An 11427-nucleotide genomic window follows, 5' to 3' on the forward strand; every position below is an offset into this window, starting at 1 on the left:
ATGCACGCGCTCGCCCTTCTCCTTACTTCGCGCCGATCGACGCCTTGTAGGCGCGCAACTGGGTGTCCTTGCCGAGATCGTCGGTAATCTCGCTCCAGCCGCTGTCGATGGCTTTCATCGTCGCGTCCGCATCGATTTCGCCCGCGACGAAGCGTGCGACAGCGGTATCGAGCACGACCTGCTCATAGCGCTGATTCTGCGGAATACGCAGATCGATGATCATGTTCGGGCTCTGCAAGCTCTGCTGGATCGCGCCGAGATACGACTTCGCCGCCGCGTCGCTCATGCCCGCTTTTTTCCACGCCGACATATCCGTGAACTGCGAGCGCCGATAAGGATTGAAGCCCGATGCGCCGATCGTCACATCGACGTTCGATTGCGCCGGCTGGCTCATGAACGAAAGGAATGCATAGGCGGCGTCCTTCACCTTCGGCTTCGCCTTCGCGTTGATGCCGCCCGACCAGCCGCCGAAGGCCGCGAACGGTGCGTGATTCACGCCGTCGATCGCATACGGGCAGGTGGCCTTGTCGCACGGCACGAGCTTGCCCGTGTCGCGATCGACGACTTTGCGCGAGCCGGGCAGGATGACCGCGCCGACCTTGTCGATGACCTTCGACTGCTTCGGATCGATCGCGAGCACGCCGACATCGCCCCAGTCGAGCGTCAACGCGCAATGGCCGGAGATGAACGCGCTGCGCGTATCGCCGACATCGAGATTGATTTCGTTGGGCGGGCCGTAGGACGTCGATTCCTTATAGACGCGCAATGCTTCCTTGAAGCCATCATTATTCACGAGCGCTTTGAAGTTGCGCGGATCGAAGAATGCGCCCTGCGCCGTGCCCTTCGATTGCAGATAGCCGCCCGCGATCGAGATGATCGCCCAGTACGCCTGCGCGTTGCGCTTCTTCGAAATGCACGAGCCCGCGACCGGCTTGCCGTCGCCGCCGAAAACCTTGCCGTTGGCGGCCTTGGCGATGTCGAGATAATCGTCCCAGGTTTTCGGCGGCTGCTTGCCGAGTTGCTGAAGGATGTCGGTGCGGTAATAGACCATCTGGAAGTCGCCGTCGAGCGCGACCAGATAGGTCTTGCCGTTGAACTTCTGCGAGAAGTCGACGAAGAACGGCATCACGTCGTCCTCTTTCAATGCCGCATCTTTCGCGACGCGCTGCGTCAGGTCTTCGAGGAAAGCACCCTTCGTGTAATCGACCATCCATTGCGGTGCGAACACGGCTGCATCGACGGAGTTCGTGCCGGACGCCCAGTCCGTCAACAGCTTTTGATAGAGATCGGAGAACGGCACTGTCAGCACGTTCACTTTCGCGCCGGTCAGCTTCTCGAACTCGGGCGCGCGGCGCTGCAGCGGCTCGGCGATCTGCGGACCGACGAAGGTCATCACGTTGACGGTCACGCCCTTGAAGTCCTCGGCCGCCATCGCCGATGATGCGGCGAGACAGGCAGCCGCGAGCGCGGCTACGGCGCCGGCTTGTTTGAACAGGTTCATTGTGTGTCTCCTCCATTGCGGTTGACTACATGTCGCTCGTCTTCCTTGTCTTCTACTCCCTGAACAGGTCCGGTCTTTCAACAGAAAAGCGCCGTAGTTCCGCGACGACTTCATCCAGGTGGACGTGCATCGCGCGCGCGGCGGCATCGCCATCGCGCGCGCGAATCGCATCGGCGATGCGTGTGTGCTCGGCGAGCGTATGCGCGTGACGCTCGGGACTCGCCATCAAACGGCGCGCGCGATCGAGTGCATTGCGCGATGCCGCGACGATCTCCTTCACGCGCGGCAGATCGATCGCGTCCAACAGCAATTCGTGGAATGCGAGATCGAGCAGATGAAACTCGCGGCGCAAGCCTTGCTGCACTGCATCGCGCTCGCGTTCGAGATTGGCGGCGAGTGCATCGAGTGTGGCAGCATCGCATGCGGCGGCGAGCGTACGCACGGTTTCGACTTCGAGCGCACTGCGAATGAACAGATGCTGGCGTATGTCGTGCATGACAATGGGCATGACGCGTGTGCCGCGCTGCGGCAAGACTTCGACGAGACCCGCCGACGCGAGCTTCGCCAGTGCAGACGAAACCGGAAAGCGCGATACGCCCATGCGCTCACACACTGCGAGCTTGTCGATCATCATGCCGGGCTCCATCGCCAGGTTGACGATGGCCGCGCGCAGCGCCTGTTCGACCGCGTCGGTGAGGCTGCCGCGCCCCGCGGCGTGCAAGCGAGGCAACGCGCGGTAAGGGTCGGCGGCAAGGCTGTTTTCATTCGTCGATGAGCTCACGCCGCCCTTGATTTCGCACTAACATGCTAGCAGGCTAGGAGGCGAATCACGGGTTGTCAATGCAGTTTGCTCGCGTGCGTTGCAGCATATTTGCGTCTTGATACTGGCCTCCGAACAAACCCAAGGAGATGAACATGACCCGCATCACGAAGCTCTCCGTGCGCGATATCCGCTTTCCTACTTCGCGCTCGCTAGACGGCTCGGACGCGATGAACGCCGCGCCCGATTATTCCGCCGCCTACGTGATACTCGAAACCGATGCGCCCGGACTTGCGGGTCATGGACTCACGTTCACGATCGGGCGTGGCACGGAAGTGGTCGTCGCGGCGGTCGAGGCGCTCGCGCCGCTCGTCGTCGGCAAGAACGTCGAGGACATCGCCGCCGATATGGGCGGCTTCTGGCGCGCGTTCACATCGGACAGTCAGTTGCGCTGGATCGGTCCGGAGAAAGGCGTCATTCATCTCGCGACCGCTGCGGTGGTCAACGCCGTGTGGGATCTCTGGGCGAAGAGCGAGAAGAAGCCCGTCTGGAAGCTGCTCGTCGACATGACGCCGGAACAGCTCGTGCGCTGTCTCGACTTCCGTTACGTGACCGATGCGATCACGCCATCCGAGGCACTAGCGTTGCTCAAGCGCCTGCAACACACACGCGGCGAACGCGAAAAGGAAATGCTCGCGCACGGCTTTCCCGCTTACACGACTTCCGCGGGCTGGCTAGGCTATGACGACGACAAGATTCGCCGTCTCGCGCGCGAAGGCGTCGCGGCGGGCTGGACGCACTTCAAGCAGAAAGTCGGCGGCAATCTCGAAGAGGACATGCGCCGCGCGCGCATCCTGCGCGAAGAGATCGGCCCCGACCGCAAGCTGATGATGGACGCCAATCAGGTCTGGGAAGTCGATGAAGCGATCGCGAACATGCGCCGTCTCGCGGAGTTCGATCCGTGGTGGATCGAAGAGCCGACGAGCCCCGACGACGTGCTCGGCCACGCCGCGATCCGCAAGCGTCTCGCACCGATGATCGGCGTCGCGACCGGTGAGCATTGCCAGAACCGCGTGATCTTCAAGCAACTGCTGCAAGCCGAAGCAATCGACTTTTGTCAGATCGATAGCTGCCGTCTCGGCGGCCTGAATGAAGTACTCGTCGTGCTTCTGATGGCCGCGAAGTTCGGCGTGCCGGTGTGTCCGCATGCGGGCGGCGTCGGCTTGTGCGAGTATGTGCAGCATATTTCGCTGTTCGATTACATCTGCGTGTCGGGCTCGCTCGAGAATCGCGTGCTCGAATACGTCGATCATCTGCACGAGCATTTTCTCGATCCCGTCGTCATCAACAACGGGCGATACATGCCGCCGCAAGCGCCCGGCTACAGCATCGAAATGCAGGCGGCCTCGCTCGATCAATATGAATTCGGCAAGGGAGAAGCATGGCGCGAATGAACGCTCCTTCTTGGCAAGCCGTCGTCACGCAGACGGAGCGCGCGCTCGCATGCGGCGCGCTGCGTTCCTTCGATACGGTGCAAAGCGTGATCGAAGACGGCGGCGTGCGCTTTCTCGTCAGGCAGGCGGCGAATCTCGCGCGAAAGGAAGAAGCGTCGAAGCTCGCGGCGAAATCCACAGCCGATGCCGCGAGCGCATGGCGCGATCCATTCTCTCCTTGCGAAGAGGCCTTGCGTGTCGGCGATATCGGCGAGCGGCACTTTTTGTTGCTCAACAAGTTCAACGTGCTCGCGCATCATCTGCTCATCGTGACGACGGAGTTCGAGCTGCAGGAATCGCTCGTCGGCGAGGATGATTTCGCGGCGCTGTTCGCCTGCCTCGATCGTTTCGACGGGCTCGGCTTCTATAACGGCGGCACGATTGCGGGATCGAGCCAGCCGCACAAGCATCTGCAGATGGTGCCGCTGCCGCTCGATGGTCACGCGCTGCCGATCGAAGCGAGCATCGAAGCGGCGCGCACGAGCGGCGTCTTTCGTGCGCCGCCACTCGCGTTCACGCACGCGGCGGCATGGCTCGACGACGACAGCGCGGCGAACGCGCACGCAATCTATCTGCGGCTGTTGAACGCGATCGGCGTGCAGCCATTCGATGTCGCCGGCGTCGCGCATCAGAGCGCGCCTTACAACCTGCTCGTCACGCGCCGCTGGATGCTGGCGGTGCCGCGTGGCGTGTCGCATGTCGAAGGCGTCGCGGTGAACGCGCTCGGCTTCGCGGGCTCGCTTTTCGTGCGCGACGATGCGCAACGCGGCATTGTCGAAACGCTCGGGCCGATGCAATTACTTGCAAACGCAACGATCTCTTGAAATCGGCGGCAGCGGCCCGCATGTCCGCTTCCAGAACATCGGGAGTCAAGGAACATGGGAAGCAGGCCTCAATTCATCGACGATCTTGCGCGTGGCGCGCAGAACGCCGCGCCCTCCGCCCCGCTCGACCCTATCGACGATAGCGCCCTGCTCGACGCGTATTCGCGCACGGTGATCGGCGCTCTCGAGCGCGTGCAGCAGGCAGTCGTGTTCATTTCAGTCGAGCGGCAAGTCACCGATCAGCGCGGCGCGCGCCGCCAGGTCGGCGGCACGGGCTCGGGATTCATCTTCACGCCCGACGGCTATCTGCTGACCAATAGTCACGTCGTGCATGGCGCGACGCATATCGTCGTCACGCTCGCCGACGGCGCGCGCTTCGATGCCGATCTCGTCGGCGACGATCCCGCCAGCGATCTCGCGGTGCTGCGCATCGGTTCGCCGGAACCGTTGCCGCACGTGGAACTGGGCAATTCGGGCGGCTTGCGCGTCGGGCAGATCGCGATCGCGGTGGGCAATCCGCTCGGGCTCGCGCAGACCGTCACGACGGGCGTCGTGTCCGCGCTCGGCCGTTCGTTGCGCTCCACGTCGGGCCGCATGATCTACGACGTCATCCAGACCGACGCCGCGCTCAATCCCGGCAACTCGGGCGGGCCGCTCATCGATTCGGCGGGGCGCGTGATCGGCGTGAACACTGCGATCATCGCTGGCGCGCAGGCGATCTCGTTCGCGACCGCGATCGACACGGCGAAGTGGGTCATCATGCAGATCTTCGCCTATGGGCGGGTGCGGCGTGCGTATATCGGCGTGGCGGGCACGACCACGCCGATCTCGCGGCGCGTGCAGCGCTTCTTCGAACTCGCGTCGGCGAGCGGCGTGCATGTGATGGAGATCGTGAAAGGCAGCCCGGCCGCCCTCGGCGGTCTGCGCACGGGCGATCGCATCGTCGCGGTGGATGGCGTGGCCGTCGATAGCGTCGATGGTTTGCAGCGCACGCTGGATGCGTCGCGCATCGACCGGCCGGTGAAGATTGCGGTGCTGCGCGGCTCGCAGAAGCTCGATATCGAGGTTACGCCTGTCGAGCAAACGGGTTGACGTTACGGCGGCGCATCCGGACTTCAGATGCGCCGCCGTTCACGCCGCTTCGCTTCGTTTTCTGCCGCCAGTCTCCTGCGCTGCTCTCCCGCTTGCCCCGTGTCTCGTTCGTGCGCATCGGCGAATACGTCCGCGAGGCGCTCGCGCAGCGCCGCCGCATCGCGCCGCAGCGGCTCGTTCGTCGATGCGGCCATCAGTACATCGATGCGCCTTTGCCAGTATTCCGGCCGCATGACGGCATGCCGCGTCGGGTCGCCGCGTCCTGTCATCGCGCGCTCAAGCTCCGCGATCATTCGCCCGATGTGCGCGAGTTCCTCCTGCGCATGTAGATCGGCGCTCACAGGCATCTCCTCCCTTGCCCGCGTCTCGCTTCCAGCGCGGGTTCCTGCAGTGCTAAACGGCCAGGACGTAAGGTTTATTCCCACTGCGTAAGCAATCCCCATGGCTATGTGCGCTAACAGCCGGTTCCGTATGCATGGCTACGGCTTAATGTGACAGCAGCAGGCAGCGTTCGCGCGCACGGATCATCCCGTCAAGCGACCATGCCTGTCGGGGAAGGTCCTAAAAAAGGATTGCCATGACCACGCACAAGAAAAACCAGACGGCGCCGCGCCGCGACGGGTTCCGCTGCACCGGCGCGCAACTGGACGCCATATGGCGCTTCGCCGAGGAACGCAAGCTGGAGCATCAACCGCTGCATATCGTGGTCGCCGAATACTGGCGCTGTCACGCGCACGCGAAAGCGGCCTGATCGTTCGTTCTTCTTTTGATTGCAGCGCAGCGCCCATGCGGGCGCGCGGGCGCTATTGTCCCGAGAGAACGCGCTGCTTGAGCACCCAGATCGCGGTCGGCACCGCGTAATAGCTGCTGACGTTGCCCGTGACGAGCTTGCCCGTCAGTTGGATGCGCGCGTTCTCTGCCGGCGTCGCGTCGATGATCTGCACCGCCGATACCGTCGACTGCTGCCGCCCGCCTTGTCCCGTGCCCGCGCTCGTGACGCAGATCGGACTCGCCAGTGCGAGCACCCACGCCGGTTTCGCGGACGCGTCCGCTTCGCGCGCCCCCTGGCGCGTCGCCGTGCCTTCGAGTGTCACGACATCGCCGTCGCTGTAGCACGGCGCCGCCGCTGCGGAGCCTGCCATCAGCACGAGCATCCAAGCACAGGCTTTCGCAATCATTCGAACCTCGCGAAGAGCGCGTCGCGTGACGCGCGGTTCCGGGAAAAGAAGCTCAGTTACTTTAGGTGATAGCCGTTGGGGTCGCAACCTGCTACCGACTTGTCACCGACATCCTTCCTTTCAAAACCATCATGCGGGAACGGCCGTTGCTGATGTTCTTCTGACGAAATGAGCAACACGGAGCGCGGATCAGACACGCGCATAAACACATCAGTTGCTTGGTGCGTTCGACGAAGCGGACCAACAGAGGGGGCGACGATGAATCAGGTCATAGTTGGGGTGTTCGGTTCCTATCGGGATGGACACGATGCGCTTCGCGCATTGCAGCTCGCGGGCTTGCGACGGGACGATGCACATCTTTACCGCGCGGGACGAGGCAACGTCGACATCGATGCGCTTCTGCCACCCGCGCACGACGAAGACGATGCCGAATACATCGCGCACGGCGAGCATCAGGGCGTGATCGGCGCGCGCAACCGGTTCGTGGCGCAAGAGCCGTTGCCGCCGCGTCCGCCCACGCCGCACACCGCCGACGACGCGACGCCGCAGCGAACCTTGCTCGTCATCCGCATCTCCGACGATATCAAGCCTGGTGCCATCGGCGAGGTACTGCACGAGCATGGCGCGATCGCGGTTAAGGACGCGAGCGGGCACTGGCGCTTCTCACCGTTCAGGAATCCGGCACGCGTCTGAGCGCACGACGCTCAATGCATGCCGGGATGCGGCTTGCGAACGGCGGGGCGCACATCCGGTTCTGCACGTTCGTCCTCTTCCGCGTCGTCCTGCGATGTCTCGTTGGCGAGATCACGCGCCTCCTGCGCCGCCGCAGCCGCGCGCAAGCGACGGCAATGCGCGGCATGGCGAAAAGTTGCGAGCATGCGCACGACTTCGCGGGTTCTCGTTCTCATCGTTGCCTCCCTCGAAGCAGTTGAGAAACTACTTTAAGTGTAGGCGGCAAATGCTCAGGCGCAAGGCGTGCGAACGAAATAATGAGCACGAATGCTTTTCCCGGCGTCGCATGAAAAAACCGGGCGGCTGCTTGCGCAGACGCCCGGTTTTTTTACTGCGTTACTTCTACTGCAACTGCTCACTTTCACGTCGTTACGTTACTGCTACTGCCATTACTTCCGCACTGCTACTGCTCTGCTGCTACTGATTACTTCGGCATTGCAACTGCTTTACTGCAACTGCTTTTACTTCTGCACTGCTACTGCTTTACTTCCACTGCTCGAACATCGCGACGGCATCGGCCGGCGAACGATTCTGCTCGTGATCGACCGCAGACATCGTGCTGCTATTTGAATACATATCGACTGCGGCGCGGCCGGTGTTCATCGACATGAACGCGATCAGGCTCATCGACATGACCGCGGCGGCGAGGATGATGCGCTTCTTCTTCATGGTTGCGGTTCGTGCTGTGTTGTTCGGCGTTGATGAAATATTAAAGAGCCGAGCATAGGAAAGCTCTAATCCACGTCTTAAATCGCAGCGACAAAATTAGGATCAAAAAGCACGAACGGTTGATGCTCGGGACTGCTGCATCACGCGTTTGTTCGAACCGTCTAGTACATTTCCAACGTCGTGACCCACACACAACACGCATGAAAAGAACTTTACTGTCGCCTTGCCAGTCGCCGGTGATGCCGGGAGAATTGAAGCAACGGCGTAAAAGCCGTCCTTCACACATGAGAGTTCGATGGCAACCTTAGAGGGCAAGGCGCGATACCGGATTGATACCGATAACACCGGATCCGGTATCGCCATCATGATCCTGACGACGGCACTCTTCGCGGCCAGCGATTCCACCGTCAAGCTGATCGGCACCGCGGTCCCTCTGCTGGCGCTTCTTTGGGTGCGCTATCTCTTCCAGATGATCGTGCTGGGCGTCTGGCAAATCCGGCGCGGCGCGTTCGGGCTTTTTCGCACGGGCGCAGTGAAGCTCCAGGCCGTGCGCGCAGTGCTGCTGCTCACCAATTCCGCATGCACGTTCGCGGGCCTGCGGCATCTACCGCTGCCGGTCACGACTTCGCTTGCGATGCTCGCGCCTCTCATCTCCACGCTGCTCGCCGCGCTCGTGCTGAAAGACGACGTGCCGCGCAGCAAATGGGCGATGGTCGTGATCGGTTTCATCGGCATGTTGCTGGTCGTGCGGCCGGGCGGCAGTCAGTTCAGCTGGACCGTGATCTTTCCGATCGGCGCGGCCACGACGTTCGCATGCTTTCAGGTCTTGTCGAGCCATCTTTCGCGTGTCGACGACGCGATCACCACCAACTTCCTCACGGCGCTCGTCGCGACGGTCGTGTTGTGCGTGCTGGTCTGGATGGATCAGGCCGAAACCTTGCCGGCGCTCGCGCAGGTGCGCGTGGGAAGCTGGCTGCTCGTCGTCTTCATGGCGACGATGGCAACCGGCGGTCAACTGCTGATGTTGCAGGCGCTGCGCCGCGCGCCGCTTTCCCTGCTGACGCCCTTTTCCTACGGTCAGCTCGCATTCGCCGCGTTCTTCAGCTGGCTGCTGTTCGGCCAGGTGCCCGACATGTGGATGGCCATAGGCATGTGCGTGATTGCCGCGAGCGGCATCGGCACCGTGCTGTTGCATGGACGCAAGCCGGCGGACGTATCGACGGAAATCTGACTTTCAGGGACGCACGACAGACGGCGCGTGCGAGACGCGCCGCCGCGAACGCGTTCAGTTGGCGTGATGCGCGTGCTGCGCCTGGCCCGTGCAGAGCCAGTGCGGATCGATGTCCAGCGCTTTCGCGATGCGGTTGAATGCGGCAAACGGCGGAACCGTGATGCCGCGCCGCCAGAATTGCACGTCGTGCTCGCTTACCTCGAGCCAGCCGGCTGCTTTTGCGGAACTGATGTTGGCTTTCTGCAGGGCTCGGTCGAGCCGCGCGGCCATGGCGCGCCGCAGGGTGTTGTCTTCGTGACTACGCTCAAGGTGGCCCAGGGTTTGGGAATGTCGCCCCATTTTCTCTAATTCTCTCGATTTATATCTATATGCCGTTCAGCGCCGGCTCATTCGCGCGAGGTTGAAGCGTACGCATTTACGATGACGAGGCAGTGACAAGAACGACTCCTCACGCCTGCTCTGCAAATGCCGATCGACCCGCGTGTTGCAGTGCGAGATTGTTTCAACTGGCACATGAATGCGTCAAGTGGGTAAACAACGCATATGGGTGCTTTCGGCTTAGGTGTTTACGAGGAGAATGCCGTCAGGGCTAGTGGGACAGGCGACTGTGGTGCGGCAGGTTCACCGTCCGGTCGGACGGGATTGTTTCGATTTTCGGAACATTGCTAGAAATAAAATGATCGTGCGCATTATGTGATGTGTGATCAAACCATACAGTCTTAATGAGCCTGCTCATTTACTGACTCTCAGCCAGAATTCTTGAACAAATGGCTGCCTGATTTAAAGTCAAGCGGGGAAAACGTAATTGACACTTCATGCGCTTGGCTTAAAATAGCTTATTCGCTGCACTGCACAATTCATCGTTACCTCATTGCGTTACCCATTCGCAACTTCCCTATGGAGTCGAGCATGAGCAGTCTTGCGCCGGAAAACGTAATCGCGTCACAAAAGGCCGGAGTCGATACGACCTTCGGTCTCGCCGCACGAGCCGTGGAGGGTTTCGAGAAACTGGTCGATCTGAACGTGCGTACGGTCCGGACGGCGATCGACGAACATCAGGCGCTCATCGCGCGATCGCTGTCCGTGCGCGATCCGCAGGAATTCTTCGCGCTTCAGAACCAGCAAGTGCAAGCCGGCGCGCAGCGCGTGCAATCGTACTGGCTGAGCGTCTACGAGATTGCGGCCGGCGTGCGCGGCGGCTACCTCCAGGCGGCGCAGGATCAGATCGAGAAGTCGCAGCGCAACGTGCAGGCGTTCGTCCAGAGCCTCGCGAGCAACGCGCCCGCCGGCAGCGAAGCCGTGGTGACGGCATGGAAGACGGCGATCGACGCCGCGACGGAATCGGCGAATTCGGCTTATGAAGCCGCCAAGAGAGCCGCGCAGCAAGTGGTCGAAGCCGCGCAGAACGACGCCAGCGTCGCGAGCCAGACGGCCGTGCGCGCCGTGTCGTCGAAAACGGCCAGCGCGAAGAAGTAACCTCGCGAGCAGTCAGGAAAAGGCGGACGCGGTCCGCCTTTTTCTTTTTGCGTCAGCCGCCCAGACTCGTCAGAACGAGTTCATGCGAACGGCCGATCCACACGGCAGAATCGCGATGATCGACGAGCGCATCGCCCGTATTCGGATGCATGAAGACGTCGAGCGCGCCGTGATTGAGCGTGAGCCACGCGAGCATCGGCGCGAGCAGGTCGCCACCGAATCCCAGCTGGAACGACCACATCGGATGCGGTCCGACCGGTCGTTCGTGAAAGCGGCCGAGGCGCAACGCGCCGTTTTGCAGCTCGCCCGCGAACCGCCCTTCAATGACGAGCCGCAATTGCCACGCGGCGTCGCGGCTCACGGCATCGAAATAAACGTGCGCGTGCCAGTCGGCGATCGTGCGGGTGTGCGTGGCTTCCATCGTTTCGTCCGTGCGCGGCAATATCGAGATGCGTTCATTCTAGCGAAGCG

Annotated in this window: 15 protein-coding genes; 7 read left to right on the top strand and 8 right to left on the bottom strand. The window is 62.0% G+C overall.

Features of this window, described 5'->3' with window-relative positions; all coding sequences use genetic code 11:
* Nucleotides 1-22: 22 nt before the first annotated feature.
* Together AWB80_RS14115 and AWB80_RS14120 are read right to left on the bottom strand one after the other, a co-directional pair.
* Nucleotides 23-1501, bottom strand: coding sequence for an extracellular solute-binding protein (locus AWB80_RS14115; RefSeq protein ID WP_061175292.1), 1479 nt, complete (start codon nt 1499-1501; stop codon nt 23-25).
* 52 nt (nt 1502-1553) lie between these two features.
* Nucleotides 1554-2282 (bottom strand): GntR family transcriptional regulator, encoded by a 729-nt coding sequence (locus AWB80_RS14120; RefSeq protein ID WP_244206501.1) that lies wholly within the window; start codon nt 2280-2282, stop codon nt 1554-1556.
* Between the two features lie 134 nt (nt 2283-2416).
* Here AWB80_RS14120 and AWB80_RS14125 point away from each other — a divergent pair, with 134 nt between their 5' ends.
* From AWB80_RS14125 to AWB80_RS14135, 3 genes are read left to right on the top strand one after another with little or no spacing between them, the layout of a single operon-like run.
* Nucleotides 2417-3715, top strand: coding sequence for an L-fuconate dehydratase (locus tag AWB80_RS14125; RefSeq protein WP_061175519.1), 1299 nt, complete (start codon nt 2417-2419; stop codon nt 3713-3715).
* A complete protein-coding gene (locus tag AWB80_RS14130; RefSeq protein WP_061175294.1) occupies nt 3703-4578 on the top strand; it encodes an ATP adenylyltransferase family protein in 876 nt (291 codons plus the stop codon). Before AWB80_RS14125 ends, AWB80_RS14130 begins: the two co-directional genes overlap by 13 nt.
* Nucleotides 4579-4632: 54 nt before the next feature.
* Nucleotides 4633-5670, top strand: a complete 1038-nt coding sequence (locus tag AWB80_RS14135) for a S1C family serine protease (protein WP_061175295.1) — start codon at nt 4633-4635, stop codon at nt 5668-5670.
* 23 nt (nt 5671-5693) lie between these two features.
* Here the strand turns inward: AWB80_RS14135 and AWB80_RS14140 are convergent, their stop codons facing one another.
* Nucleotides 5694-6011 carry a hypothetical protein gene (locus AWB80_RS14140; RefSeq protein WP_061175520.1) on the bottom strand — a complete coding sequence of 106 codons (318 nt, stop codon included), beginning with the start codon at nt 6009-6011 and terminating at the stop codon, nt 5694-5696.
* 236 nt (nt 6012-6247) lie between these two features.
* Between AWB80_RS14140 and AWB80_RS43945 the strand changes: the two genes are divergently transcribed.
* Nucleotides 6248-6421: a hypothetical protein gene (locus tag AWB80_RS43945; protein ID WP_160147438.1), complete on the top strand. Its 174-nt coding sequence runs from the start codon at nt 6248-6250 to the stop codon at nt 6419-6421.
* Between the two features lie 52 nt (nt 6422-6473).
* Here AWB80_RS43945 and AWB80_RS14145 read toward each other — a convergent pair whose 3' ends face one another.
* Nucleotides 6474-6812 carry a hypothetical protein gene (locus AWB80_RS14145; protein WP_244206502.1) on the bottom strand — a complete coding sequence of 113 codons (339 nt, stop codon included), beginning with the start codon at nt 6810-6812 and terminating at the stop codon, nt 6474-6476.
* 294 nt (nt 6813-7106) lie between these two features.
* Between AWB80_RS14145 and AWB80_RS14150 the strand changes: the two genes are divergently transcribed.
* Nucleotides 7107-7541 carry a hypothetical protein gene (locus AWB80_RS14150; RefSeq protein WP_061175297.1) on the top strand — a complete coding sequence of 145 codons (435 nt, stop codon included), beginning with the start codon at nt 7107-7109 and terminating at the stop codon, nt 7539-7541.
* Nucleotides 7542-7552: 11 nt separating this feature from the next.
* Here AWB80_RS14150 and AWB80_RS14155 read toward each other — a convergent pair whose 3' ends face one another.
* Nucleotides 7553-7756, bottom strand: coding sequence for a hypothetical protein (locus AWB80_RS14155; protein WP_061175298.1), 204 nt, complete (start codon nt 7754-7756; stop codon nt 7553-7555).
* 307 nt (nt 7757-8063) lie between these two features.
* Nucleotides 8064-8249, bottom strand: coding sequence for a hypothetical protein (locus AWB80_RS14160; protein WP_061175299.1), 186 nt, complete (start codon nt 8247-8249; stop codon nt 8064-8066).
* A 295-nt stretch (nt 8250-8544) separates the two neighbouring features.
* Between AWB80_RS14160 and AWB80_RS14165 the strand changes: the two genes are divergently transcribed.
* Nucleotides 8545-9480, top strand: a complete 936-nt coding sequence (locus tag AWB80_RS14165; RefSeq protein WP_061175300.1) for a DMT family transporter — start codon at nt 8545-8547, stop codon at nt 9478-9480.
* A gap of 54 nt (nt 9481-9534) precedes the next feature.
* On the opposite strand, the gene AWB80_RS14170 is transcribed toward AWB80_RS14165, so the two are convergent.
* Entirely contained in the window at nt 9535-9819 is a 285-nt protein-coding gene (locus AWB80_RS14170) for a helix-turn-helix domain-containing protein (RefSeq protein ID WP_061175301.1), read from the bottom strand.
* Between the two features lie 570 nt (nt 9820-10389).
* Here AWB80_RS14170 and phaP point away from each other — a divergent pair.
* Nucleotides 10390-10956, top strand: a complete 567-nt coding sequence (gene phaP / locus AWB80_RS14175; protein ID WP_244206503.1) for a TIGR01841 family phasin — start codon at nt 10390-10392, stop codon at nt 10954-10956.
* 52 nt (nt 10957-11008) lie between these two features.
* Here phaP and AWB80_RS14180 read toward each other — a convergent pair whose 3' ends face one another.
* Entirely contained in the window at nt 11009-11377 is a 369-nt protein-coding gene (locus tag AWB80_RS14180) for a DOPA 4,5-dioxygenase family protein (RefSeq protein ID WP_061175521.1), read from the bottom strand.
* Nucleotides 11378-11427: the final 50 nt, after the last annotated feature.

This window comes from Caballeronia pedi (assembly GCF_001544915.2).
In the GTDB taxonomy this organism is placed as follows: Bacteria; Pseudomonadota; Gammaproteobacteria; order Burkholderiales; family Burkholderiaceae; genus Caballeronia; species Caballeronia pedi.